This is a genomic window from Streptomyces sp. M41 (genome assembly GCF_043673425.1).
Lineage (GTDB): Bacteria > Actinomycetota > Actinomycetes > Streptomycetales > Streptomycetaceae > Streptomyces.
Genome location: NZ_JBIMKE010000007.1, coordinates 23815 through 49179 on the forward strand (window position 1 = coordinate 23815; position 25365 = coordinate 49179).

Annotated in this window: 16 protein-coding genes; 6 read left to right on the plus strand and 10 right to left on the minus strand. The window is 71.5% G+C overall.

The window, feature by feature from the left end; genetic code table 11:
- Nucleotides 1–168: 168 nt before the first annotated feature.
- Nucleotides 169–2616: a tetratricopeptide repeat protein gene (locus tag ACHBTE_RS11945; protein WP_394723657.1), complete on the plus strand. Its 2448-nt coding sequence runs from the start codon at nt 169–171 to the stop codon at nt 2614–2616.
- 349 nt (nt 2617–2965) lie between these two features.
- On the opposite strand, the gene ACHBTE_RS11950 is transcribed toward ACHBTE_RS11945, so the two are convergent.
- Together ACHBTE_RS11950 and ACHBTE_RS11955 are read right to left on the minus strand one after the other, a co-directional pair.
- Nucleotides 2966–4240 carry a cation:proton antiporter gene (locus ACHBTE_RS11950; protein ID WP_394723658.1) on the minus strand — a complete coding sequence of 425 codons (1275 nt, stop codon included), beginning with the start codon at nt 4238–4240 and terminating at the stop codon, nt 2966–2968.
- Between the two features lie 5 nt (nt 4241–4245).
- Nucleotides 4246–4731 carry a cation:proton antiporter regulatory subunit gene (locus tag ACHBTE_RS11955; RefSeq protein ID WP_394723659.1) on the minus strand — a complete coding sequence of 162 codons (486 nt, stop codon included), beginning with the start codon at nt 4729–4731 and terminating at the stop codon, nt 4246–4248.
- Between the two features lie 263 nt (nt 4732–4994).
- Here ACHBTE_RS11955 and paaK point away from each other — a divergent pair, with 263 nt between their 5' ends.
- Nucleotides 4995–6290: a phenylacetate--CoA ligase PaaK gene (paaK, locus tag ACHBTE_RS11960; protein ID WP_394723660.1), complete on the plus strand. Its 1296-nt coding sequence runs from the start codon at nt 4995–4997 to the stop codon at nt 6288–6290.
- A gap of 12 nt (nt 6291–6302) precedes the next feature.
- On the opposite strand, the gene ACHBTE_RS11965 is transcribed toward paaK, so the two are convergent.
- Complete coding sequence (locus tag ACHBTE_RS11965) at nt 6303–7841, minus strand: acyl-CoA synthetase (protein ID WP_394723661.1); 1539 nt, start codon at nt 7839–7841, stop codon at nt 6303–6305.
- Nucleotides 7842–8207: 366 nt separating this feature from the next.
- Here ACHBTE_RS11965 and ACHBTE_RS11970 point away from each other — a divergent pair, with 366 nt between their 5' ends.
- From ACHBTE_RS11970 to ACHBTE_RS11980, 3 genes are all read left to right on the plus strand, one after another.
- Nucleotides 8208–9644 carry a cytochrome P450 gene (locus ACHBTE_RS11970; RefSeq protein WP_394723931.1) on the plus strand — a complete coding sequence of 479 codons (1437 nt, stop codon included), beginning with the start codon at nt 8208–8210 and terminating at the stop codon, nt 9642–9644.
- Between the two features lie 100 nt (nt 9645–9744).
- Nucleotides 9745–10734, plus strand: coding sequence for a (-)-alpha-amorphene synthase (locus ACHBTE_RS11975; RefSeq protein ID WP_394723662.1), 990 nt, complete (start codon nt 9745–9747; stop codon nt 10732–10734).
- A gap of 187 nt (nt 10735–10921) precedes the next feature.
- Entirely contained in the window at nt 10922–13831 is a 2910-nt protein-coding gene (locus ACHBTE_RS11980; protein WP_394723663.1) for an ATP-binding protein, read from the plus strand.
- 33 nt (nt 13832–13864) lie between these two features.
- Here the strand turns inward: ACHBTE_RS11980 and ACHBTE_RS11985 are convergent, their stop codons facing one another.
- Both ACHBTE_RS11985 and ACHBTE_RS11990 read right to left on the minus strand, forming a co-directional pair.
- On the minus strand, nt 13865–15418 hold the full coding sequence (locus ACHBTE_RS11985; protein WP_394723664.1) for an acyl-CoA synthetase: 1554 nt from the start codon (nt 15416–15418) through the stop codon (nt 13865–13867).
- Entirely contained in the window at nt 15415–16524 is a 1110-nt protein-coding gene (locus tag ACHBTE_RS11990; RefSeq protein ID WP_394723665.1) for an NAD(P)H-dependent flavin oxidoreductase, read from the minus strand. Before ACHBTE_RS11990 ends, ACHBTE_RS11985 begins: the two co-directional genes overlap by 4 nt.
- A 219-nt stretch (nt 16525–16743) precedes the next feature.
- On the opposite strand from ACHBTE_RS11990, the gene ACHBTE_RS11995 reads away from it, so the two are divergent.
- The gene (locus ACHBTE_RS11995) at nt 16744–18516 is read left to right on the plus strand and encodes a serine hydrolase (RefSeq protein WP_394723666.1); all 1773 of its coding nucleotides are present in this window, start codon (nt 16744–16746) and stop codon (nt 18514–18516) included.
- 45 nt (nt 18517–18561) lie between these two features.
- On the opposite strand, the gene ACHBTE_RS12000 is transcribed toward ACHBTE_RS11995, so the two are convergent.
- The 5 genes from ACHBTE_RS12000 to ACHBTE_RS12020 all read right to left on the minus strand — a co-directional run bounded on the left by ACHBTE_RS12000 (nt 18562) and on the right by ACHBTE_RS12020 (nt 25229).
- The gene (locus ACHBTE_RS12000; protein WP_394723667.1) at nt 18562–20136 is read right to left on the minus strand and encodes a phytoene desaturase family protein; all 1575 of its coding nucleotides are present in this window, start codon (nt 20134–20136) and stop codon (nt 18562–18564) included.
- Nucleotides 20137–20244: 108 nt separating this feature from the next.
- Nucleotides 20245–22485 carry a tetratricopeptide repeat protein gene (locus ACHBTE_RS12005; protein WP_394723668.1) on the minus strand — a complete coding sequence of 747 codons (2241 nt, stop codon included), beginning with the start codon at nt 22483–22485 and terminating at the stop codon, nt 20245–20247.
- A gap of 63 nt (nt 22486–22548) precedes the next feature.
- Nucleotides 22549–23346 carry an oxygenase MpaB family protein gene (locus ACHBTE_RS12010; RefSeq protein ID WP_394723932.1) on the minus strand — a complete coding sequence of 266 codons (798 nt, stop codon included), beginning with the start codon at nt 23344–23346 and terminating at the stop codon, nt 22549–22551.
- Nucleotides 23347–23523: 177 nt separating this feature from the next.
- Nucleotides 23524–24858, minus strand: coding sequence for a diaminopimelate decarboxylase (gene lysA / locus ACHBTE_RS12015; RefSeq protein WP_394723669.1), 1335 nt, complete (start codon nt 24856–24858; stop codon nt 23524–23526).
- A complete protein-coding gene (locus ACHBTE_RS12020; RefSeq protein WP_394723670.1) occupies nt 24855–25229 on the minus strand; it encodes an SAV_915 family protein in 375 nt (124 codons plus the stop codon). The genes lysA and ACHBTE_RS12020 overlap by 4 nt, the downstream gene beginning before the upstream one ends.
- Nucleotides 25230–25365: the final 136 nt, after the last annotated feature.

Genomic DNA, 25365 nt, shown 5'->3' on the forward strand with positions numbered 1-25365 from the left:
AGGCCGGTGAACCGGAGCAACACCGCCGCCCGCGTCGCGACCACCCGCACCCTTCCATGGACGTGATCCAGGCGGGAGCATCCTGGTGACGGCGGACGGGGGCGGCAGGCCATGGGGCGTGGACGGGGTGCGTGGGCCGGGTCGGCGGTAGCGGGAGGGGCCGCATTGGTGGCGGCTGTGCTGGGGCCGGTGACCAACTACGCCAGTGCCGCGGTGCCTGGCTGGGCGGCGCAGGCGTGGGTGATCTGGTCGGTGTTCGCCGTGCTGGTGGCGGTCAGCATCGGGCTGTTGCTGTGGGGTCGGCATCTGGATGCCGCAGCAAGGCCCCCGGCGCGGCTGGCACCGGTGAGCCGACTGGCCCGAGGCCAGCAGGCTTCGTTACGCCCCCCGCATGTTCAGCGCGTGCGGGGGCGTGAGGGAGAACTCGCCGTGCTGGCAGGCATGCTTCGGCGGCCACAAGGCCGGTTCGCGGTGCTGTGCGCGGTCGGCGGGATGGGCAAGACGACGGTGGCCGCGCAACTGGCCGCCCAGGCCGAGGCGACGGGCTGGCGAGTGTTCTGGGTGCGCTGGCGCGACGGCGCCGAGCTGGCGCAGCAGATGGTGCAGGCGGCGCTGGCCTGCGGCCTGCCAGAGGCAGAGCTGGAGGCCGCGCGAGCGGGGCAGGCGAGCCTGCCGGATGTGGTCTGGCGACAGTTGGGCCGGGTGCGGCGGTGGCTGCTGGTGGTGGACAACGCCGACGAGCCGCACGAGATCGGCCCGGCAGGGGAGCCGGTGGCCGACTACCGCGGCTGGATCCGTCCGCACGGCCGGGGCCTGCTGGTGGTGACCAGCCGGGATGGCAGCGAGCAGACCTGGGGTCCGTGCGCACGGCTGCTGCCGCTGGAGCCGCTGCCGGTGCGACCTGCGGGGCAGGTCCTGCTGGACGCTGCTCCCGCGGCCGGCACCGCCGAGCAGGCCCGGGAGCTGGCGGCGCGACTCGGGGGGCTGCCACTGGCGTTGCACGCGGCCGGCACCTATCTGGCCGGACCCACCAGCCGCTACCGCACCTTTGCCGCCTACCGCCAGGCCCTGGAACAGGAACTGCGGTTCTTGTTGGGAGCGGCGCACCCGAACGCCTCCCATCCGCAGGTCGCCCGCGCCGTGGTGCGGCACACCTGGGAGGTGTCCTTGGACCAGCTCGCCGGGAAGGGCGACGCTTTGGCCCGCCCCTTGTTGCGACTGCTGGCCCTGCTGGCTCAGGCCCCCGTCCCACTGTCCCTGATCACCCCGGACCTGCTGTCGGTCGTCACTGGACACGACGTCACCGCGGTGGCCCTGGAGGCCGCGTTCGCCGGCCTGCACCGCTACGGTCTCCTCGGCCTGCCTGATTCTCCCGGCAGCACCGGCCCGGCGTCGGGCAGCAGTGAGGGGGCGCAGGTGGTGCTGCATCCCCTGATCCGAGAGATCAACGCTGTCGCCCTCACGGCCGAGACCTCCGAGCTCGCCGTGTGGCACCGGGCCCTTGCCGAGCGGCTGACCACGGCCGTGCACGAGGCCATCCAGCGCGGCCGCGCCGGTTGGCCCGCAGCCGTGCTCCTCGCCCCTCACCTGCCTCTGCTGCTCGACTACGCGGACCCGCGCACCGCCACACTCCACCGCACCACTCTCAACGTCCTGGCGCAGGTGCTGCAGAAGGCCGGCGCTTTCGGTGCGGCGCGCCTGCTGGATGAACGGGTCCTCGACGTCGCGACCCGCATGCTGGGCCCCGAGCACCCCGATACCTTGACCAGCCGCAACAACCTGGGCAATGCCTTGTTCGGACTGGGAGAGCCGGCCGCGGCAATACGCCTGCTGCGGCAGACGCTGGAGGACCGCGCCCGCATCCTGGGCCCCGTGCACCCCGATACCTTGACCAGCCGAAATGACCTCGCATGCGCTTTGGACGGGACGGGTGAGCATGCCGAGGCGGTGGGTCTGCTGCGGCAGACCCTCAACGACCGCACCCGCGTCCTGGGCCCCGAGCATCCGCACACGCTGGCCAGCCGTGACAGCCTCGGTCTCGCCCTGGACGGGATGGGCGAGCACGCACAAGCAGTGCGCATGCACCGGCGCACCCTGGAGGACCGCATCCGTGTCCTGGGCCCCGAGCACCACCTCACCCTGCTCAGCCGCCACAACCTCGCCGGCGCCCTGACCAGGGCGGGTGAGCAGACGGAAGCGATACAGCTGCTGCGGCAGGCGCTCGACGACCACGCCCGCATTCTGGGCGATGAGCATCCGCACACGCTGGCCGGCCGGGACAGCCTCGGTCTCGCCCTGGACGGGATGGGCGAGCACGCACAAGCAGTGCGCATGCACCGGCAGACCCTGGAGGACCGCACCCGCATCCTGGGCCCCGAGCACCCGGACACCCTTGGCAGTCGCCACAACCTCGCTCTCGCTTTGACCAGTGCAGGTGAGCAGGCCGAGGCGATACAGCTGCTGCGCCGAACCCTCGATGACCGCGTCCGCATCCTGGGCGAGGAGCACACGCATACCTTGAGCACTCGCAACGCGCTGGAGACAGCGCTGGCCATGTCCACCCAACGGCCACGGAGCCAGTGGCGGTTGAGGAGGCCAGAGCGATCTCGACGGTGAAGGCGGCCAGGCACAGATGCTCGGCGAGGCGCAGCCACTGGTGCCACTCCCCGACCAGACTCCGGTAGGTCTCCGCGCCCAGCAGTGCGGCGTTGGCCAGGATGAGGGTGAGGACCGCGAGGGCAAACCAGCGGGCCTCGGTGATGGCCGGGGCGCGTTTCGCGAGCGCCCGGCGGGCGGGGCTCGGTCCGTGGTCGATGCGCTTGTGCCGGCGGGCGGGCCTGGGCGTGCCGCCCGCGTGTTTGTGATGGTCGGTCATCGGGGGGAATCTGCTTCGACGGACCGCCGGGTATGCGGAGGGGCGCCCACCTCGCCCACCCGGCTGTCCGTTCGAAACCCCCGGCGTAGCTCAGGGCCGGCCCACCACGTCCTGCCCCTCGACCGCGTCGTGCGGTGCGTCCCCGGTGGGCCCCGCCTCGGTGCCGCCGCCCTCACCGACCGCCCGCTCCGCCGTCGCCGGGCGGCGCAGGCGCTGCGTCAGACGGGTCGCCAGGGGCTCGGTGTAGCGGGCGGTGAGCGGCCCGAGGATCACCAGGATGAGTACGTAGGCCGTGGCGAGCGGACCCAGCGACGGCTCGATGCCGGCGGTGACGGCGAGCCCGGCGATGACGATGGAGAACTCGCCGCGGGCGACGAGTGTGCCGCCCGCGCGCCAACGGCCCTTCGCCGAGATTCCGGCGCGCTTGGCGGCCCAGTAGCCGGTGGCGATCTTCGTCGAGGCCGTGACGAAGGCCAGGGCGAGGGCGGGCAGCAGCACCGGCGGGATGCTGGCGGGGTCGGTGTGCAGACCGAAGAAGACGAAGAACACCGCGGCGAACAGGTCCCGCAGCGGCGCCAGCAGGTTGTGGGCGCCCTCGGCCACCTCGCCGGACAGGGCGATGCCGACCAGGAACGCCCCCACCGCGGCGGAGACCTGGAGCTGCTGGGCGAGTCCGGCCACGACCAGGGTCAGACCGAGGACGACCAGCAGGAGTTTCTCCGGGTCGTCGCTGGAGACGAAGCGGGATATGTGACGGCCGTAGCGCACCGCGAGCAGCAGGACGAGGCCGGCGACGCCGAGGGCGACGGCGAGGGTGGCGCTTCCCGCGGCGAGTCCGGCGCCGGCGAGCAGCGCGGTGACGATCGGCAGGTAGACGGCCATGGAGAGGTCCTCGAGGACCAGGATGCTGAGCACGACGGGGGTCTCGCGGTTGCCGAGCCGCCCGAGGTCGCCGAGGACCTTGGCGATGACACCGGAGGACGAGATCCAGGTGACACCGGCCAGGACGACGGCCGCGACCGGGCCCCAGCCGAGCAGCAGGGCCATGGCGGCACCGGGCAGCGCGTTCAGGGTGGCGTCGACGAGTCCGGCCGGGTACTGGGACTTGAGGTTGGAGACGAGGTCGCTGGCCGTGTACTCGAGGCCGAGCATCAACAGCAGCAGGATCACCCCGATCTCGGCGCCGATGGCGACGAACTCCTCGCTGGTGCCGAGCGGCAGCAGGCCGCCCTCACCGAAGGCGAGCCCGGCCAGCAGGTACAGGGGGATCGGTGAGAACTGGAACCGCGCGGCGAACCGGCCGAGCAGGCCCAGGCCGAGGATGATCGCGCCGAACTCTATGAGGAAGACCGCGGAGGAGTGCATCGCGGTCACTCCCGTCCGAGTATGTCGGCGGCGGCGTCCACGCCTTCGCGCGTGCCGATCACGATCAGGGTGTCGCCGCCGGCCAGCCGGAAGTCCGGCGTCGGGGACGGGATCGCCTCGGCGCGACGCAGCACGGCCACGATGGACACACCGGTCTCGGTGCGCATCCGGGTCTCGCCGAGCAGCCGGCCGTTCCAGTGCGATGTGGCGGACAGCTCGACCCGCTCGGCCACCAGGCCCAGTTCGGTGGTGGACAGCAGGCTGGGGCTGTGGTGCGACGGCATGAGCGCGTCGATCAGGGTGTCCGCCTCACCCGGGCTGAGCCGTACCGACAGGGCACACGCGTCCGGGTCGTCCTTGCGGTAGGCGCTCAGCGTCCGCGATCCGTCCCGGTGGGCGACCACCGAAAGGCGGCGCTGTTCGCGGGTGGTGAGGTCGTAGCGGACTCCGATGCCGGGCAATGGTGTACTGCTCAGGCGTGGCGCGCTCACGGTCGTCCCCTGTCTCGTTCAGGCATCCGGTTTCTCACCGAACCCTAACTATCCCCAGTGCCCGAGCCCGTAGAGGCTCCTGTGGTCAGCGACCCGCGGGTGTCGCGTCTGGGCCTCGGCCCGGACGGTCGCGCTCCGACGCCCGCGGAAAAGTGCGCGCCACCCTCTTGCCTGATCAACCCCCGCCTGGATTACTGATCCCGAACACCTGGACCGAATGATCGGTCGCCCGAATTGACACGGTTGGCGAGGGAGAAGTTCCCATGGCGGACGCGACGGAGCTGCTGGACTCGGGGGAACGGCTCGACCCGGAGGAGTTGCGGGCGTTGCAGCTGGAGCGGCTGCGCACATCGCTGCGGCACGCGTACGACAACGTGCCCTTCTACCGGGCGTCCTTCGACAAGGCCGGCGTACGGCCCGACGACTGCCGTTCGCTCGCCGACCTGGCCCATTTCCCGTTCACGACCAAGGCGGACCTGCGCGAGAACTACCCGTACGGGATGTTCGCCGTGCCTCAGGATCGTGTTCGACGCATCCATGCCTCCAGCGGCACCACCGGCCGCCCCACGGTCGTCGGCTACACGGATGCCGACCTTTCGCTGTGGTCGGACATGGTGGCCCGCTCCCTGAGGGCAGCGGGCGCCCGTCCCGGGGACAAGGTGCATGTGGCGTACGGCTATGGGCTGTTCACCGGTGGGCTGGGCGCACACTATGGGGCCGAGCGGCTGGGCTGTACGGTCATCCCCGCCTCCGGCGGCATGACCGCGCGCCAGGTCCTGCTGATCCAGGACCTGCGGCCCGAGATCATCATGGTGACGCCGTCGTACATGCTCACCCTCCTCGACGAGTTCGAGCGGCAGGGCGTCGATCCGCGGAGCACCTCCCTGCGCGTCGGTGTGTTCGGCGCCGAGCCGTGGACCGAGCAGATGCGCCGGGAGATCGAGGAGCGGTTCGCGATCGAGGCGGTCGACATATACGGGCTGTCGGAGGTGATCGGGCCGGGGGTCGCACAGGAGTGTGTGGAGACCAAGGACGGGCTCCATGTGTGGGAGGACTACTTCTTTCCCGAGATCGTGGATCCGATCAGTGGTGAGGTGCTGCCCGAGGGTGAGAAGGGGGAGCTGGTCTTCACCTCCCTCACCAAGGAGGCGATGCCGGTGATCCGCTACCGGACCCGGGACCTGACGCGGCTGCTGCCGGGTACGGCGCGGGTGTTCCGGCGGATGGAGAAGGTGACCGGCCGCAGTGACGACATGGTGATCCTGCGCGGGGTGAACCTCTTCCCCACACAGATCGAGGAGATCGTGCTGCGCACTCCCGGGGTCGCCCCGCACTTCCAGCTGCGCCTCACCCGCGAGGGCCGCCTCGACGCGCTCACCGTGCGGGCCGAGGCCCGCCCCGACGCCTCTCCCGAAACGCGGGAGGCCGCGGCGCGAGCCATCGCGGCTGCGGTGAAGGACGGCATCGGGGTGTCGGTCGCCGTGGAGATCGTCGAACCGGACTCCCTGGAGCGCTCGGTGGGAAAGATCCGGCGGATCGAGGACCTCCGGCCGCGCTAGCGTCCGGCCGCGCTAGCCGCCGGGGGCACCGGCTTCGGGGGCCGGGTCCGGTCGACCGCCCGAGAACCGGTCCCGCAGCTCACGCTTCAGAATCTTCCCGCTGGCGTTGCGCGGAAGCTCGTCCACGAACACCACCCGCTTCGGCGCCTTGAAGGGGGCGAGCTTCTGGCGAGCGTGGTCGATCAGTTCGGCCTCGGTAGGCCGTCCGCGCGGTACGACGACCGCGGTGACCGCCTCGATCCAGCGCTCGTCGGGCAGGGCGATCACGGCGACTTCGGCGACGCCCTCGTGCGTGTACAGGGCGTCCTCGACCTGACGGGAGGCGACCAGTACGCCACCGGAGTTGATGACGTCCTTGACCCGGTCGACGACCGTGAAGTAGCCGTGTGCGTCCCGCACCGCGAGGTCGCCGGAGTGGAACCAGCCGCCCCGGAAGGCTTCGGCGGTCTCCTCGGGCTTGTCCCAGTAGCCCTCGCACAGTTGGGGGGAGCGGTAGACGATCTCGCCGGGTGTGCCGTCGGGGACCTCTTCGCCGTTCTCGTCCACCACCCGGGCGTCGACGAAGAGGACGGTGCGGCCGCAGGAGTCCATCCGGCCCTTGTGCTCGTCCGGTGCCAGCACGGTGGCGAGCGGGCCGATCTCGCTCTGCCCGAAGCAGTTGTAGAAGGCCAGCTTCGGCCATCGCTCACGCAACCGCTCCAGCACGGGCACCGGCATGATGGAGGCGCCGTAGTACGCCTTGCGCAGGCCGTCGAGGTCACGGGTCGTGAAGTCGGGACGGTTGGCCAGGCCGATCCATACCGTCGGCGGCGCGAACAGGCTGTCCGCACGGCCCGCTTCGATCAGGTCGAAGAGCCGGTCGCCGTCGGGCGCGTCCAGGACGACGTTGGTGGCCCCGACCGCCAGGTAGGGCATCAGGAACACGTGCATCTGCGCCGAGTGGTACAGCGGCAGTGAGTGGACGGGGCGGTCGCCGGCGCTCAGATCGAGGGCGGTGATCGCGCTCAGGTACTCGTGGACCAGGGCGCGGTGGGTCATCATCGCGCCCTTGGGCAGGGCCGTCGTGCCCGAGGTGTAGAGCAGCTGCGCCAGGTCCTCGCCGCGCGGCTCGGGGCCGTCGTACGCGGGTGCCGCGGCCTGCCGCGTCAGCAGTGAGTCGTCCCTGTCGCGCAGCGGCAGCGTCCGCACGCTGTCAGGGAGCCGTCCGGCCAGGTCGGGGTCGGCGAGGACGAGGGTGCTGCCGGACTGGTCGACGATGTAGGTGAGGTCGTCGCCGGTGAGGTTCTGGTTGACGGGGACATGGACGAGGCCCGCGCGGGCGCAGGCCAGGAAGGCGATCAGATAGGCGTCGGAGTTGTGGCCGTAGGCGCCGACCCGGTCGCCGGCGGTGAGGCCCTGTTCGAGCAGGACGCTCGCCGCGCGGGACACGGCCTCGTCGAGTTCCTCGTACGTCCAGGAGCGGTCGCGGTAGTCGATCGCGACGCGCGCCGGGGTGCGCCGGGCGCTGCGCCGCAGCACCCCTTCAACCGTGCTGCCGTGTGCAGGCGTCATGGCACATGATCCTCGGCCGCGTCGGACTCACAGGTCAAGCACCACATCACGCCGGACATCTCATGGGACACACCGAGCGGACATACATGTGGTGGCGTCTCCCATGGGGCGGGGCCACATGTGAGTGACAAATAGCGATCACCGCCTACCTACGGTGCATCACCCCATGTTCGCCGAATGCTTCTTGTTGCTTCTTGTTGCTTCTTTTTGCCGATTTCACTTCGACGTGCTTCTTTGCGCCCCTTTGGAGAAAGGTTTCGGGAAACCTGGCGCCGCCCGAACTGGGCAGGTGTGACTCGAGCGTCAAGTCCGTGGCACGTTCACCCATTTCGCGTGCCATGTCGACCGGTCGACCCGGAGGCTTTCATGAATCGTGCTGTTCCTGAACGCGAGCGAGTATGGCGGACAGGTACTGCTCCAGGCATATTCCCCATCCTCGGCCACGGTATCGCTTTGTTCCGTCAACCGCTTGTGTTTCTGAATTCTTTGCCTGCGTACGGGGATCTTGTCGAGATACGTCTGGGCCCACGGCGTGCCTGGATGGTGTGCCATCCGGAGTTGGCCCATGAAGTGCTCAGGGATGCACGCACCTTCGACAAGGGAGGCCCGCTGTTCGATCGGCTCGGCACCCTGATGGGCGACGGCCTCGTCACTTGTCCGCACGACCGGCACCGGGACAAGCGCAGGATACTCCAGCCGAGTTTCCGTCCCTCGCGCCTCGCCGCGCACACTGATCTGATCACCGAAGAGGCCGAGTCGGTGTGTCGGGCATGGTCGGCGGGAGGGGAAGTGCCCGTCAGTGAGTCGATGATGGCGTTCACCACACGGGTCATCAGCCGCGTCCTGCTCTCCGGCTCACTCGACGACGAGACCGCCGCCGACGTCCGGGACTGTCTCACCGTCATCGTCCGTGGCCTCTTCGTCCGCACGGTCGTTCCGATCGACGCCCCGTTCCAGCTCGCCACACCCGCCAACCGTCGCTACCGGCGCGCCGTCGCCCGCCTGCACGCGATCATCGGCGCGGCGATCGCGGAACGGCGCCGGGCCGCCTCTTCCCACGACGACGTGCTGGGTGTCCTGCTGGCCGCCGCGGCCGGCGAGGCAGAAGGGGCGGCCATCACCGATCAGGAGGTCCACGATCATCTGATCACGCTGCTGCTCACGGGCGTCGAGGCCCCGGCCCTGTGCCTGGCCGACGCGTTCAGCCTGCTGGCCCGTCACCCGGAGGCCGAGCGCCGGCTGCACGCCGAACTGGACGCCGTTCTCGCAGGCCGCAGTCCTGGCCCCGAGGATCTGCCGCACCTCGTGTACACCCGGTGCGTCGTGTCCGAGACGCTGCGCCACACCTCCCCCGGCTGGATCTTCACCCGCGTCACGACGTCGGAGACGGACATCGCCGGGTGCCGCCTGCCGCGCGGGGCCATCGTGCTGTACAGCCCCTACCTCCTGCACCACGATCCGAAGTGGTTCCCCGACCCTGAGCGCTTCCTGCCCGACCGCTGGCTGCCGGGCGCGGTCACGGCCGAACAGCGGCGCGCGACGATGCCGTTCTCCGCGGGCAGCCGTAAGTGCCTCGGCGACGAATTCACCATGGTGGAGGCCACGTCGGCGCTGGCCACGATCGCCGGCCGCCTGCGGCTGCGCCATCTGCCCGGGCACATCGAAGACACACCACGACCTGCGATCACTCTCGGACCGCGTTCTCTCGTCATGCGTTGCGAACCACGTTCGTCCGTGCGGACAACGGCAGTTCCCACCACCGATCCCCGGACGGCAGGTACCCACGGTGTCGACAACACATGAGGAAATCACGGCCCGCGTACAAGTCGGTGTACAAGTCGACGTACACATCGGTGTACAAGTCGACGTCCAGAACGAAGTGCCGGGCGGCGCCGAAGGAGGTGTGCCGGGTGATGTGCGGGGCGAGCGCCGGGTGTCGCCCAGCCTCAGGGATCTGATCGACGCCCGCCTGCACATGCCCTTTCCCGGCCGCCGCAACAGCCACGAACCGGCGGCCAGGGCCGGTGTCGACGCATGGCTGGCCGCGTGGGGACTGACCGACGAACCTGCGACGGCCACGATGATCGCCCGCACCCGTCCCGCCGAACTGGCCTCCCGTACCAGCCCCACCGTCGATGACGGTGTCCTCCAGATCGTGGCCCGTCAGATCGCCTATCAGTTCGTCTTCGACGACCGGGCGGAGTACATCGGCCGGCGCTCTCCGGGCGAGTTGCTGCCCATGCTGTGCGAGAGCATCGCGATCCTCCGGGACGACGATCCGCCCACCACACCACTGGGAGCGGCCCTGGCGGATCTCTACCGACAGGTCCGGGAACGCTGCACTCCCGCGCAGGCCGCGCGCTGGGCCGACAAGAGCCGTGAGTACGTGCACGGTCTGCTGTACGAAGCGGTGGCGCAGGCCCATCCCTGGGCGCTGCGGACCGGGGAGTGCACCTCCGTACGGTCGCTGACCGCGGGCGTCGAGCCGTTCCACCCGCTGTACGAGGCGGCCCAGCCGTGCGAGTTGACCGATGCCGAGCTGCACCACCCGGTGGTTCGGCGGCTGAGCCGGCTCTCGTGCGACGCCGCGGTGTGGACGGCCGACCTGTTCTCCGCGGTGAAGGAGCAGCGCTCGGGTGAAATGATCAACCTGGCCCTCGCGTATCAGCGGGAACGCCGTTGCTCGTTGCAGACCGCGGTGGTCCTGGCCGTCCAGCGGATCAACGACACGGTCGAGGAGGTCCAGAAGCTCTGTGCGGAGATCGAACCGGAGCTGAGTCCGGCGGGCGCCGGCTACGTGGAAGGGATGCTCGGCTGGATCCGTGGATGTTACGACTGGTCCCGTACCGTGCCTCGCTACGCGGATGTGACGTCCGTGCCGGCGGTGGTGTAGTGGCACCCGGCGTGCCCTCGCGACACAGCGACCGGGCGGTGTCCATCCGGACCTCATACCCGAGGGACGGGCCCTGTCCCCTCCCCGGTCGATGATTCACCCATAGGTGCCCAATCCGGCCGGCCGCCCGGTCACGAGGCGTACGCTCGGCTCTTCCGAGGCCGAACGACAGAAGGCGGTACGGCGCATGGCGAGGGAGCCCCGGCAGCCGATCACGGAGCAACGGCCGTTGATCGAGCGCCAACGGGAACTTCAGGCCCTGGACGCCGCGTTCAAGGAGTTGCGCCGAAGCACGGACGGTCTGCCGCGGGCGCGGCGCAGGGGCTTGCTCGCCTTCAGCGGGTCGGCCGGACTGGGCAAGACCGCGCTCATGGCGGAGGCCCGCGTCCGGGCCGCGGGGCACGGGCTCACGGTGTTCTCCGGCCGGGGCGGGGAGAAGGAGCAGGGGCTCGCGTTCCGCGTCGTGCGTCAGTTGGTGCAGCCGTCGCTGGCCAGGATGGACGGGCCGGAGCTCCGCGCGTTCCTGGGCAGTTGGTACGACGTCATGGCCGCCGTGCTGGGGATGGAGGCGCGGGGACCCGCCCCCGCGCCGGACCCGACGGGCGTGCGTGAGGGTCTCGACTGGGTCATGACGCGGCTGACGATGAAGAGGGCGCCGGTCGCCCTGCTCCTGGACGACCTGCATTGGGCGGACACCGAGTCCCTGAACTGGCTCGCCTCCTTCGCGCCGCGCGTCGACTCCCTGCCGCTGATGATCGTGATGGCGTACCGGCCCGACGAGCTGCCGCCCGAAGCGGGTGAACTGGCCACGCTCGTCGGGCGCCATGGAGGTCGCCCTCACGATCTGACGCGGCTCTCCGCCGACGCGGTGGCGCAGATCGTCAGGGACGAGATCGGCGAGAACGCTGAGGAACGATTCTGCAAGGAGTGCTGGTCGGCCACGGGAGGCAGCCCCTTCGAGTCGGTGGAGCTCGCCATCGGACTGGGTGAGCGAAAGGTGCGAGGCACCGAGGAGGACCTGCCGGCGATGCGTGAGCTCGCCGCGGCGGTCAAGGGGCCGGGACTGATCGAGCGGCTGGGGCGGCTCGACCCGGCCACCGTCCGCTTCGCGCACACCGCGGCCGTTCTCGGATCGCCCTTCTCACCGCAGCTCGCCGCGACCATCGCGGTGCTCGGCGACGAGGCCGTCACCGAGGCGACCCAGGAGCTGCGCTCCGCCCGCATCCTGGCGGAGGGCCAGGTGCACGGCGGTGAGCTCGAGTTCGTGCACCCGCTGATCGCCACGACGATCTACCGGTCCATCCGCACCGCGTTCCGCGCGGGTCTGCACAACGCCGCCGCGGTGGCGCTCCTGGACGCCGGGTACGGCCCCACCGCCGCCGCCAGGCATCTGCTGGAGGTTCCCTGCGAGGGCAGCGCCGAGACGGTCAGGTGTCTGCGCGAGGCCGCGCGCGAATATCTCGGGGCCGGGGCGACGGAGGCCGCGCGGCGGCTGCTGACCCGCGCCCTTCAGGAGCCGCCGCTGCCCGAGGAACGTGCCGAGGTACTGCACGAGCTGGCGGGCTCGACCTTCCTGATCGAGCCCACGGCCACGGTGCGGTATCTGCGCCAGGCGCTGGCCGAGCCCGACGTCGACCCCGAGCTGCGCGCCTGCATCGTCTACCGGCTGACGACGGCGCTGGCCCACACCGACCAGCTGGCCGAGGCCGTGGCAGTCGCCGCCGAGGAGGCACGGCAGGCCGGCGATCCGCGCGTCAAACTGCGTATGCAGGCGGACCAGTTCGTCTGGAGCATGGTCCGTTCCGAGGACCCCGACTCGGCCGCCCGCTCCCGGACACTGACGCGTCTGGCGGAGAAACTGCCCGGGCGCAGCCTGGAGGAGCGCTACATCCTGGGGCTGCGGGCCTGGGACGCCGCGAAGCGCGGCGAACCACGCACGACCGCCCTGGCCTATGCCGAGAAGGCCCTGCGCGGCGGAATGAGCTGGACGGACGAGAACCGCGGCTTCGAGGTACCGCTGTCCGTCGCGCTGGTCTTCGTGTACTGCGACCAGCCGCGGCGGGCCGAGGAGTTGTTCCACCGGGGCATCGCAGAATGCGTGGCCAAGGGCTGGCGGGGCTCCCATCTGGCGTTCGGCCAGACCATCGCCGCCTACATCCGCTACCGCCGCGGCTGTCTGGCCGAGGCCGAGGACCTCGTATGGGAAGGTCTGCGCATCGCCGACAAGGTCGAAGGGGTGGTGGCCGCCCAGTGGTTCGGCATCGGCATCCTCATCAAGACCCTGCTGGCCCGGGGGCGGTTCACCGAGGCACGCGCGCTGGCCGACGAGCACCACTTCGGTGAGACCAATCCGAGCGCGGTCATCTATCCGGACCCGCGCACGGTGTACGCGGAGCTCCTGCTGGCGGAGGGACGGCACGCCGAGGCGGCGGTGCTGTCGGCCGCGGTGGGCGACTGGCTGGACGGCCGGGGATGGCGCAACCCGGCCTGGTGCCCCTGGCAGCTGAGACTCGCCTCCGCGCTGGCTCCGACGGACCCGGAGGAGGCGGTCCGCCAGGCCCAGGACGCCGTCCGGCGCGCCCGCGACTTCGGCGCCGCCTCCACGCTCGGCCAGGCCCTGCACACCCTCGCCGAGGTGACCGGCCAACCGGCCTCGCTGGAGCTGTACGCGCAGGCCGTCGACCAGTTGGAGCAGTCGCCCTCGTCGTACGAGCTCGCCCGTGCCCTGGTGGGCCACGGTGCCGCGCTGTCCCGCGCCGGGCAGCTCCAGGAGGCCGCCGACCGGCTGTACCAGGGCCTGGAGGGCGCCGTCCACTGCGGAGCCGAGGCGCTGGCCGCCCGCGCCAGGGAGGAGCTCTCGGCGGCCGGGCTGCGCCCGCTTCCCCTGCGCTACGTCCAGGCGGACACACTGACCTTCCAGGAGCGCCGTACGGCGGAACTGACCGTCCAGGGCAGCCCGGTGGCGGTGATCGCCAAGGAGCTGCGCCTCACCGAGCAGGGGGTGCGGCTGCTGCTGTCCAGCGTCTACCGCAAGATCGGCACCGACGCGGCCGGGCTGGCCGGTGCCGTGGAGGCCCTCCCCCGTCTGCGGGCTTGATACGGACCCCCGCCTCTTCGGGCGTGCACCGGGTCATACGGACCGCGTGCGCCCCTCCCAATAGGGCTCCCGCAGCCGCCGTTTGTACAGCTTGCCGTTGGGGTCGCGGGGCATCTCGGCGATGAAGTCGACGCTCTTGGGCCGCTTGTATCCGGCGAGCCGTTCGGCGCAGTGGTCGAGGATCGTGGCGGCGAGGGCGGGGCCGGGCTGCCGGCCGGGGGCCGGTTCGACGACGGCCTTGACCTCCTCGCCCCAGTCGTCGTGCGGGATGCCGAAGACCGCGGCGTCGGCGACGGCCGGGTGGGCCAACAGGGCGGACTCGATCTCGGCCGGATAGATGTTGACCCCACCCGAGATGATCATGTCGATCTTGCGGTCGCGGAGGAAGAGATAGCCGTCCTCGTCCAGGAAGCCGAGATCGCCGACGGTGAAGAAGTCACCGATGCGGTTCTTCTTCGTCTTGGCCTCGTCCTTGTGGTAGGCGAACTGGCCGGAGTTCATCTTCAGGTAGACGGTGCCGAGTTCGCCGGGCGGAAGCCGGTTGCCGTCGTCGTCGAACACCGCGAGTTCGCTGATCGGCCAGGCCTTGCCGACGGTGCCGGGCTTCTTCAGCCAGTCCTCGGCGGTGGCGAACGCGCCGCCGCCCTCGCTCGCCGCGTAGTACTCCTCCACACACGGGCCCCACCAGTCGAGCATCGCCCGTTTCACATGGTCGGGGCAGGGGGCCGCGCCGTGGATGGCGTGCCGCATGGAGGACACGTCGTAGCGGGCCCGCACCTGATCCGGAAGCGCGAGCAGTCGGTGGAACTGGGTCGGGACCATATGGGTGTGGGTGCAGGCGTGGGTGTCGATGAGGCGGAGCATCTCCTCGGGCGTCCACTTGTCCATGAGGACCAGCCGATGGCCGATGTGCAGGGACGCGCCCGCGAACTGGAGGACGGCCGTGTGGTAGAGCGGTGAGCAGACGAGGTGCACGTTGTCGTCGAAGGGGCGGATGCCGAAGATGCCGAGGAAGCCGCCGAGATACGCCTCCTCGGGAGGCTTGCCGGACAGCGGGCGCCGGATGCCCCGGGGGCGGCCGGTGGTGCCGGAGGTGTAGTTCATGACCCAGCCGAGCGTGCGGTCGCCGGGGGCCGACTCCGGTTGCCCGTCGAGGAGTTCGGCGTACGGCCGGAAGCCGTCGACCGAGCCGATCGCGTACCGGTGGGTGGCGGGCAGGGCGGCCTCGTCGGCGGCCTGGCGTGCGCCGGCGGCGAAGCGTTCATGGGCGAGGAGCACCTTGGCGCCGGAGTCGGCGACGATCCAGGCGATCTCGGGGCCGACGAAGTGGTGGTTGATCGGCACCAGGTAGAACCCGGCCTGGCTGGCGGCCAGGTAGGCGATGAAGAATTCGGCGCTGTTGGGCAGGACGACCGCGAAGGCGTCGCCGCGTCGCAGGCCGGCCGCGCGCAGGCCGTGCACGAGTCGGTTGGTGTCGGCGTGCAGCCGGCCGGCGGTCCACTCCTCGCCGTCGGGGGCGATGAGGACCGTACGGTCGGGGTCGGCGGTGGCCTGGGCCCAGAAGCCCACGGGGGGTGTGCTCGTCACTGGCCGCTCCTTCCGGCGATGCGGTTGATGCGATCCACGGCTCGTTCGAAGCCGCGGGTGAGGTCGTCGAAGACGGCCTGGACGCTGCGTTCGCTGTTCATCCGGCCGACGATCTGGCCGACCGGGGTGCCCAGCAGCGGTTCCACCTCGTACTTCTGGATCCGTGAGACGGCGTCCGCGACGAGCAGTCCCTGGAGGGGCATGGGAAGCGCGCCCGGTCCCTGCGTGTCGTCCCAGGCGTCGGTCCACTCGGTGCGCAGCTGGCGGGCGGGTTTGCCGGTCAGGGCGCGGGAACGCACGGTGTCTCCGGATCCGGCGGCGAGGAGTTTGCGGGTCAGCGCGGGGGAATGCAGATCAGCCTCTGTGGTGGTCAGCCATATGGATCCCAGCCACACACCTTGGGCGCCGAGCGTGAGCGCGGCGGCCACTTGCCGGCCGCTTCCGATGCCGCCGGCCGCCAGCACGGGCAGCGGGTCGACGGCCTCCACCACCTCCGGAGTGAGCACCATGGAGGCGATCTCACCGGTGTGGCCGCCGGCCTCGTAGCCCTGGGCGACGACGATGTCGATGCCGGCCGCCTTGTGCTTCTCGGCGTGGCGGGCACTGCCGGCGAGGGCGGCGACGAGCACGCCCCGGTCATGGGCGCGCTCGATCACGTCCGCGGGCGGTGAGCCGAGGGCGTTGGCGAGCAGCTTGATGGGGTAGTCGAAGGCGACGTCGAGCTGGGTGCGGGCGACCTGCTCCATCCATCCGGTGATGCGCCAGCCGGACGCCTCGCCCTCGGCGAGTTCGGGTACGCCGTACTTGGCGAGGGTGTCCCGCACGAACTGCCGGTGCCCTTCGGGGATCATCGCCTCCACGTCGGCCTCGGTGACGCCTTCCACCTTCTTCGCGGGCATGACGACGTCCAGGCCGTAGGGCCGGCCGGCGACGTGGGCCTCGATCCAGTCGAGGTCGCGCTTGAGGTCGTCGGGGGCGGTGTAGCGGACCGCGCCGAGCACTCCGAAGCCGCCGGCCCGGCTGATGGCCGCGGCGACGGCGGGGAACGGCGTGAAGCCGAAGACGGCGTGCTCGACTCCCAGTTGCTTGCTCAGCTCCGTCTGCATGGGCGCAGGATGCCGCAGTCCTCCGGACGACGGAAGACCTTTTCTGATACACCGTCAGATCGCCTGGCCGCAACCTCAGGGCGACCGCCCCGTTGACGCGGCTTGGACCACACCTCGGGGCGAACACCCCGTTGACACACGGCCCGTCTGACACGAAAGTTTCATCACGCAAGGTGACCCCGGAAAGATACTTTCAGGCGGACCGGCGGGAGGACCTCGATGACCATCGACGGCGACGCGATGACCCGACGTCAACTGGGCCGCAGAGCCCTGACCCTGGGCAGCGCCCTCACCCTCGCCCCGCTCCCCGCAGGCCCGGCCGAGGCCGCGCACGGCACAAGGGGTCGGACCACGCTGCGCCACGGCTCCCCCGAGCGAGCCGGCCTCCTCGCCCCTCACCTTCGCCGACTGGTCAGCGACGCCGAGACGTTCCTGGACCCCTCCCCCCGGCACCCCTGGTACGCGGGGGCGGTCCTGCTCGCCGGCCGCGGCGGGACCGTGGCCCTGCACGAGCCCATCGGGACGGCCGTGCGCTACCGGGCGTACGACGAGAAGACCGACACCGGCGTCGAGTTCCCGGCGGACGAGCAGATCGCGACGGCCGAGGACACCGTCTTCGATCTGGCCTCGGTGTCGAAGCTGTTCACCTCCGTGCTCGCCGTGCAGCAGATCGAGCGGGGCGCGCTCGGCCTGGAGGCCACGGTCGCCTCCTACCTGCCGGAGTTCGGACGTGCGGGCAAGCAGGACATCACGGTCCGTCAACTCCTCACCCATACCTCCGGGTTCCGGGCGTGGATCCCGCTGTACGACGCGCCTACGTACGAGGAGAAGATCCAACTCATCTTCGACGAGGCGCCGCTGAACCCCCCGGGCACCGCATACCTCTACTCGGACCTGAACCTGATCTCCCTCCAGCTGGTCCTGGAGCAGATCACCGGCCGTACCCTCGACGCCCTGCTGCGCGAGGAGATCACCGCCCCGCTCGGCATGCGCAGCACCCGCTACAACCCGCCCGCCGCGTGGAAGCCGCGGATCGCGGCCACCGAGGACGCGCGCAAGCCGTGGTCCGGGCTGGACCGGGGGTTGGTGTGGGGCGAGGTGCACGACGAGAACGCCTTCAGCCTCGGCGGGGTCGCGGGCCACGCGGGCGTGTTCTCGAACGCGTGGGACCTCGCGGTCCTCGGCCGTACGCTGCTCAACGGCGGTGCCTACGGCCGGGCCCGCATCCTCACGCCGGAGTCGGTGGACCTGATGTTCACCGACTTCAACACGGCCTTCCCGGGTGACGAGCACGGCCTGGGCTTCGAGCTCTACCAGCACTGGTACATGGGAGCCATGGCCACCCCGCGCACCGCGGGTCACACCGGGTTCACCGGCACCTCGCTGGTCCTCGACCCGATGACCGACTCCTTCCTCGTGGTGCTCGGCAACTCCGTCCATCCGGTGCGCAGTTGGCGCTCCGGTTCCGCGCCCCGGGTCGCCGCCGCCACCCATCTGGCCCGCGCCGTTCCCGTCCGCCCACGACAGGGCCGTACCGCATGGTTCTCGGGCATGGCGAGCGCGACGACCGCGATCCTGGAGCTGCCCGCGCTGGACACCTGCGCGGATGACGCCCGGCTGCGGTGCGCCCTGTGGTGGGACACCGAACCCCGCTCGGACGTGCTCGTCCTGGAGACGACGACCGACGGGGGCGCCACCTGGCAGCCGCTGCCCTTCACCACGGCACGTCACGGCGAGCCCGCGCGGGAGCATCCCGCCGGTACGGTCACCGGCTGGTCGGGCCGCGTCTGGCACCGGCTCGCGGCCCGGCTGCCCGCGCACCGGCAGCTGATGCTCCGCTGGCGGTACACGACCGACCGGCTGTACGTGGGCCGCGGCGTGTACGTGGACGGGCTGTGCGTGGCGACCTCGGACACAGTCCTCTTCGACGAGGCCCGGCCGGCGGACGCGGCGCGGATCACGGCGACCGGGTGGAGCCGCTCCGCGAACTGACCTGCCGGGGCCCGGGATCGACACTGTTCAGGCGCGTTCTCGGCATCACGTTCCCTCCGCCAGCACCGCCATCGCCGCGTTGTGCCCCGGTACTCCGCTCACCCCACCACCCCTCACCGCGCCCGCCCCGCACAGCAGCACGTTCGCGTGCGGCGTCTCCACACCCCAACGTCCGGTGCCCTCCTGGGCGTACGGCCAGGCCAGCTCGCGATGGAAGATGTTGCCGCCGGGCAGACGCAGATCGTGCTCCAGGTCCAGCGGGGTCTTCGCCTCGATGCAGGGGCGTCCGTCGGCGTCGGTCGCCAGACAGTCGGCGAGCGGTTCCGCGAGCTGAGCGTCGAGCTGGGCCAGTGTCGACTTCAGCAGTTCCTCGCGTACGGCGTCGTTGTCGCGCGCGAAGAGCCGGGCCGGGGTGTGCAGACCGAAGAGGGTGAGGGTGTGGTAGCCCTTCTCGACGAGGTCGGGCGCGAGGATCGTGGGGTCCGTCAGCGAGTGGCAGTAGATCTCGGACGGCGGCGCGGCGGGGAGCTCCCCCGCGGCTGCCTGGGCATGGGCGGCGGCCAGCTGCTCATAGCCCTCGGCGATGTGGAAGGTGCCCGCGAACGCCTCGCGGGGGTCGACGGCGCCGTCACGCAGCCGGGGCAGGCGCTTGAGCAGCATGTTGACCTTGAGCTGGGCGCCCTCGGCGGGGGCCGGGGGCGTGTCACCGGTGAGGGCGGCGAGGTCCTGCGGGGAGGCGTTGACGAGGACGTGCCGGGCCGCTGCGACACCCTCGCCGTCCGCGGTCCGGTAGGTGATCTCGGCCGTACGGCCGTCCGTGTCGATACGGACGGCCTCGTGCCCGGTGGCGATGACGGCACCGGCCCCGCGCGCCGCCGCGGCCAGGGCGTCGGTGAGCGCGCCCATGCCGCCGACCGGGACGTCCCAGGCTCCGGTGCCGCCGCCGATGACGTGATAGAGGAAGCAGCGGTTCTGCTTCAGCGAGGCATCGTGGGCGTCGGCGAAGGTGCCGATCAGGGCGTCCGTGAGGACCACACCGCGCACCAGGTCGTCCGCGAACCGCTCCTCGATCGCGACGCCGATCGGCTCCTCGAACAGGGTCCGCCATGCCTCCTCGTCGGCCACCCGGCTGCGCAGCTCCTCGCGGCTCGGCAGCGGGTCCGTGAGGGTGGGGAACACCCGCTTGGCGACCTCGCCGGTCATGGCGTAGAAGCGCCGCCAGGCCGCGTACTCGGATTCGCTGCCGGTCAGCCGGGCGAACGCCTCCCGGGTGCGCCGCTCACCGCCGCCGACCAGCAGCCCGGTGGCCCGCCCGTCGCGTTCCACGGGCGTGTACGAGGAGACGTTGCGGGTGCGGACCCGGAAGTCCAGGCCGAGATCGCGGACGATCTTCCTGGGCAGCAGGCTGACGAGGTACGAGTAGCGCGACAGCCGTGCGTCGACACCGGCGAACGGCCGGGTGGACACGGCGGCTCCGCCGGTCCGGTCCAGTCGCTCCAGCACCAGCACGGACCGTCCGGACCGGGCCAGGTAGGCGGCGGCGACCAGGCCGTTGTGACCTCCGCCGACGATGATGGCGTCGTACGTACGGCTTCCCGGGAGTCCCTCGTGTGCAGGCATGGTTCTTCGTAACACGTGATGATCTAGGTCGGCCATAGGTGGGGCGCACCGGGGTCACGGGCCGCGGGTCGCATTCGGCCATGAGCGGTCTCCGGCCGCCACCGGGGCTCACTGACCTCCTGCCGGCCCCTGCCGGCGCAGCGCCGCCACCCTCCGGTACAGCTCGGCCGCCTCCGCGCCCCGGCCGAGCTGCTGGAGGCAGTGGGCCTCGTCGTTGCGGCTGGCGAGGGTGTCGGGGTGGTCGGCGCCGAGGACCCGCTCGCGGGCGCCGGCCACCCTGCGGTACTCGATGAGGGCGTCCGGCCAGCGTCCGAGCCAGCCGAGTCCGACGGCGACCTCGCGGCGGCTGACGAGGGTGTCCGGATGGTCGGGGCCGAGGACGCGCTCGCGGATCGCGCACACGTCGCGGGACTCGGCGAGTGCCTCTTCCCAGCGGCCGAGGCGGCCCAGGTTGACGCCGAGTCCATGGCGGGCGCGCAGCGTCTCGGGGTGGGCGGGGCCGTGGACCCGGGTGCGGTCGTCGATGAGGTCGCGGTAGAGCCGGAGCGCTTGTGTGCTGCGGCCGAGTCGACCGAGGCTGATGCCGACCTCGTAGCGGGCGGCGAGGGTGTCGGGGTGGTCCGGGCCGAGGGCCTGGGCGCGGGCGTCGGCGACTTCGCGGTAGGTCTGGAGGGCCTCGGTCCAGCGCCCCAACTGGCCGAGGGCGTAGGCGACTTCGTAGCGGGTGACCAGGGTGTCGGGGTGCTGTGGGCCGAGCACGCGGGCGCGGGCCGCGGCCACCTCGGCGGCCATGCGGTACGAGTCCTCCAGGCGGCCGAGCCTGCTGAGGTTGAAGGCGAGGTTGTGGCGGCAGCGCAGGGTGTCGGGGTGATCGGCGCCCATGGCGCGCTCCCGGGCGGTGAGCACGGAGAGGTAGACCTGGTGCGCGTCGAAGTGACGGCCCAACTGGCCCAGTACGTACGCCATTTCCTGCCGGGCGGCGAGGGTGTCGGGGTGGTCCGGGCCGAGGGCGAGGCTGCGGGCGCGGGCGACGTGCTTGTACTCGCGCAGGGCGTCGGCGGCGCGTCCGGTGCGGCTCAGGGTGAAGGCGACTTCGTAGCGGCTGGCGAGGGTGTCCGGGTGGTCGGGGCCGAGCAGGTGCTCGCGTTCGGCGGCGACGGCCCGGTGCACCTCGCCGGCCTCCGTCCAGCGGCCCAGCCGGCCGAGGCTGAGCCCGGCGTTGTGCCGTCCGGCCAGCGCGGAGAGGGCCGCCGCGGACGGGGCGGACGGTTCGGCGGGGCTGACGGTCCGCTCGGGCCCTCCGGCGGCCGGGCGGGGGATCCACTCGCCGGTGAGGCCGGCCGCGGCGTCGGGGGGTGTGCTGCGCAGCTGGGCGCCGGTGGCCTTGTGGCCGGTGGTCATGCCGCGTGTCCAGGACGGCATGCGTGGCTCGCGGGCCACGGGCTCCGGGGGCCGCAGATCCGGCCGTGGGGCGACGACGGTGGGCACATACGCCGGTGTCGTCCGGCCCAGATCGATCCGGCGCCCCAACTCCCTGCCGTCGTGCGGGCGTTCCTCGGGGCGCTTGGCGAGCAGGTCGAGGATGATCTTCTCGAAGTACTCGGGCAGCTCGGCGCGGTGGCTGCGTGGGGGCCGGGGCGGGGTGTCACGGTGGCCGACGAGGACGGCCCAGGGGTCGTCGAGGTCGAACGGCGGTACGCCGGTGGCGATCTCGTACAGCACACAGCCCAGCGAGTACAGGTCGCTGCGCTGGTCCACGTCCTCCCCGCCGATCTGCTCCGGCGACATGTAGTGCGGGGTGCCCATCGCGATGCCGGTACCGGTCAGCCGGGAGGTGAAGCCGATGTCGTGGCCGAGGCGCGCTATGCCGAAGTCGCAGATCTTCACCGCGCCGTCGGCGAGCCGCATGATGTTCGCGGGTTTGAGATCGCGGTGCACGATGCCCTGCTGGTGGGTGTAGGCGAGGGCGGCGGCCACCTGGGCGGCGATGTCGACGACGTCCGGGACGGGCAGCGGATGGTGCTTGTTGTCCTCCAGCAGCTGGCTGAGGTTGCGCCCCTGGAGCAGCTCCATCACCAGGAACAGGACGCCGTCGGACTCGCCGAAGTCGTGCACGACGGTCACGCCGCGGTGCTGGAGCGCGGCGGCCACCCGGGCCTCGCGCCGAAACCGCTCCCGCAGGACGCGGGTGAAGGACTGGTCGTGGTGCGGCCCCAGCGGCTTGAGGCACTTCACGGCGACCTGTCTGCCGAGCGACTCGTCGCGGGCGCGCCACACCTCGCCCATGCCGCCGCGCCCGATCGGATCCAGCAGCCGGTACCGGCCCTGGATCAGCCTGCTGTCCCCCATCTCCCGCGATCGCCCCCCGTCACGGTCCGCCCCACCCTCCCCCGTCTCGTCCAGTATGGCGAGCTATCGCCCGAGTTTGTACGGTGCCGGGCGCGAGCCCGGGCCGAGTCGCTCCATGGCGCGCAGGATGTGTTTGGGCGGGAGTTGCCAGCGCAGACGTGCGGGAACGCAGCGCAGCAGGGTGCCTGTGGCGCGCAACTGACGGGTGACGGCCGAGGGTTCGGGTGCCTTTCTGCCGTACAGCTCGTGGGCGTACGGCGGCAGAGCGGCGTACGCCAGGCGCGCCACGCGCCGCCAGAGCACCTCGCGCGCCGGGACGAGCAGGGGGTGTGTCGGGGGGCGCCGCAGAAAGTCGTCCACGGCACGCGCCTCGGGCCCGCAGGCCAACTGGGGGCGCACCTTGTCGAAGTAGTCCGCCATCTCCCGCTGGTTCGCGGGCACGGCGTCCGGGTCGAGTCCGACCAGACGGGCGCTGACCCGGTGTTCGGCGATATAGCGGTCGGCCTGAGCGTCGGTGAGGGGAAGGCCGGAGCGCCGGGCGACCCGCAGATACGAGTCGATCTCGGCGCAGTGCACCCACAGCAGCAGTCCGGGCTCGCCGACGCCGTACCGCTCCCCCGTGTCCGGGTCGGTGACGCTCAGCAGGCTGTGGATCCTGCGCACCCGGGCGCCGGCCCGCTCGGCGGCTTCCGAGGTGCCGTAGGTCGTCGTGCCGACGAAGTCGGCGGTACGCAGCAGGCGGCCCCAGGCGTCCTGGCGGAAGTCGGAGTTCTGCGTGACACCGCGTACGGCACGCGGGTGCAGGGCCTGGAGATAGAGCGCACGGACTCCGGCGACCCACATCATCGGGTCGCCGTGCATCTGCCAGGTCACGGAATCGGGGCCGAACAGCCCGGGGTCAGCGCTCTGTATGGCGTCCACCTGGGCAGTGTGACCGAGCCGTGCGGTGGACACCAGGCCGCCATCGCCCGCATCGGCGAGGCGGCCGGCATGAAGCGGACCGGCCGCCCGGACGCCACGGGTGCGCCTCGGCCTCGGCTACAGGCCCACGTCCCGGCGGCGGATGTCCTCCAGGGACTCCCGGCGGACCAGGAGGCGGGCCACACCCTCGCGTACGGCGGCCACGGGCGGACGGCCGACCAGGTTGTAGCCGGACGCCATGGACAGGTGGTACGCACCGGCCACCGGTACGGCGAGGAGATCGCCGGGGTGGACGTCGCCGGGGAGCCGCACGTCGGCGGCCAGGATGTCGCCGGCCTCGCAGTGGCGGCCCACCACGGTGGCCCGGGCCGGGGCCGCGGTGCTGTGCCGGCCGATCAGGCGCGGGGCGTACCGGACGCCGTACAGGGCCGGGCGCGGGTTGTCGCTCATGCCGCCGTCCACGGCCACGAACACGTTCTCACCGGTGTGCTTCACGGCCAGTACGCGGTACAGGGCGATGCCGGCGGGGCCCACGATCGCCCGCCCCGGCTCGATGATCAGGCGCGGTACCGGGATACCGGCCGTGGCGCAGGCGTGGGCGAGTTCGGTACGGACCCTGCGGGCCAGCGTGGTCAGGTCCAGGGCCGCTTCGCCCGGGCGGTAGGCGATGCCGTGGCCGCCTCCCAGGTCGAGTTCGGGCAGGACCAGGCCGTGCTGCTCGTACAGGCGGCTCATCAGGCCGACCATGCGGCGCACAGCGGCGAGATACGGCTTGACGCCGGTGATCTGGGAGCCCAAGTGGCAGTGCAGGCCGGTGAGTTCGAGCTGCGGCTGGTCGAGTATGCGGGCGATGGCGTGCTGGGCGTAGCCGTCCGCGATGGACAGGCCGAACTTCTGGTCGTCCGTCCCGGTGCGGATCTTCTCGTGTCCGCCCGCGTTGATCCCCGGGACGACGCGGACCATGACCTTCTGGTTGCCGTGCGGGCCGACGGCCGCGGCCAGGCGTGCGATCTCCGAGGGGCTGTCGATGACGATGCGTCCGACGCCCAGGCGCAGGGCGGTGTCCAGGTCGCGGGGGGACTTGGCGTTGCCGTGCAGCACGATCCGTTCGGGTGGGAAGCCCGTGGTGACGGCTAGTTCGAGTTCGCCGGCGGAGCAGACGTCGAGGCCGAGGCCCTCCTCGTCCATCCAGTGGGCCATGGCCCGGCACAGGAACGCCTTGGCCGCGTAGAGGACTTCGGCGTCGGGAAAGGCGTGCCGGTAGGTGCGGCAGCGGTCGCGGACCTCGGTCTCGTCGAGGACGTAGACGGGGGTGCCGAAGCGGTCGGCGATCTCGGCGAGCGACACACCGCCCACGGTGAGGTCGCCGCGCAGTGGTTCGGTCGTCGAGGCGGGCCACACCGACAGCTCGGCGGCCGTGCCGGTGGCGGTGGGTTCGTGAACCGTGGTCATCGTGTCTGCCCCTCTCGGACGGCCCGCGGCGCGGAGGTGGGCGCCGGTGCGGCAGCGGCGGACATGAGAGCCGTGACGGGCGCGGGGGCCGGAGCACTGAACTGCGGGTCCACGGTGACGGTGGTGATGCCGAGCGGCGAGGTCAGCGCGCGCAGGACGGGTTCGGCGAGGCGGATCCATGCCTGGTCGGGGCCGAGCGTGGCGGTGAGCCTCCCCTCGGAGGTGAAGCCGACGGCCGTCCGGTCGCCGAGCGGTGTGCGAAAGAGCCGGGCCGCACACCCGGAGGGGCCCGGCCGGACCGGGACGTACAGGGGTCCGGCCGGGAATCGATCGGAGGGTTCGGGGTCGTCGCCGTACAGGGGTTCTGCCATGGGGTGCCTCCGGAAGGCGCGTACGTGGTCCGGGCGGCCCCGGACGCGGGGAGGCGGGCCGGGGCTCACCCTCGACGTTGCCCTGTGCACCCGGCTGCCGGTCATGCCCTGACGAGACGCTGACGATGAATCGGGC

Excerpts from the sequence above, each read along its gene's own strand:
- ACHBTE_RS11980 (WP_394723663.1), top strand. The coding sequence starts at position 10,922 with ATGGCGAGGGAGCCCCGGCAGCCGATCACGGAGCAACGGCCGTTGATC.
- ACHBTE_RS12000 (WP_394723667.1), bottom strand. The coding sequence starts at position 20,136 with ATGCCTGCACACGAGGGACTCCCGGGAAGCCGTACGTACGACGCCATC.
- ACHBTE_RS11990 (WP_394723665.1), bottom strand. The coding sequence starts at position 16,524 with ATGCAGACGGAGCTGAGCAAGCAACTGGGAGTCGAGCACGCCGTCTTC.
- paaK (WP_394723660.1), top strand. The coding sequence starts at position 4,995 with ATGGCGGACGCGACGGAGCTGCTGGACTCGGGGGAACGGCTCGACCCG.
- ACHBTE_RS11965 (WP_394723661.1), bottom strand. The coding sequence starts at position 7,841 with ATGACGCCTGCACACGGCAGCACGGTTGAAGGGGTGCTGCGGCGCAGC.
- ACHBTE_RS12005 (WP_394723668.1), bottom strand. The coding sequence starts at position 22,485 with ATGGGGGACAGCAGGCTGATCCAGGGCCGGTACCGGCTGCTGGATCCG.
- ACHBTE_RS12010 (WP_394723932.1), bottom strand. The coding sequence starts at position 23,346 with ATGCACGGCGACCCGATGATGTGGGTCGCCGGAGTCCGTGCGCTCTAT.
- ACHBTE_RS11970 (WP_394723931.1), top strand. The coding sequence starts at position 8,208 with ATGAATCGTGCTGTTCCTGAACGCGAGCGAGTATGGCGGACAGGTACT.
- ACHBTE_RS12020 (WP_394723670.1), bottom strand. The coding sequence starts at position 25,229 with ATGGCAGAACCCCTGTACGGCGACGACCCCGAACCCTCCGATCGATTC.
- ACHBTE_RS11950 (WP_394723658.1), bottom strand. The coding sequence starts at position 4,240 with ATGCACTCCTCCGCGGTCTTCCTCATAGAGTTCGGCGCGATCATCCTC.
- lysA (WP_394723669.1), bottom strand. The coding sequence starts at position 24,858 with ATGACCACGGTTCACGAACCCACCGCCACCGGCACGGCCGCCGAGCTG.
- ACHBTE_RS11995 (WP_394723666.1), top strand. The coding sequence starts at position 16,744 with ATGACCATCGACGGCGACGCGATGACCCGACGTCAACTGGGCCGCAGA.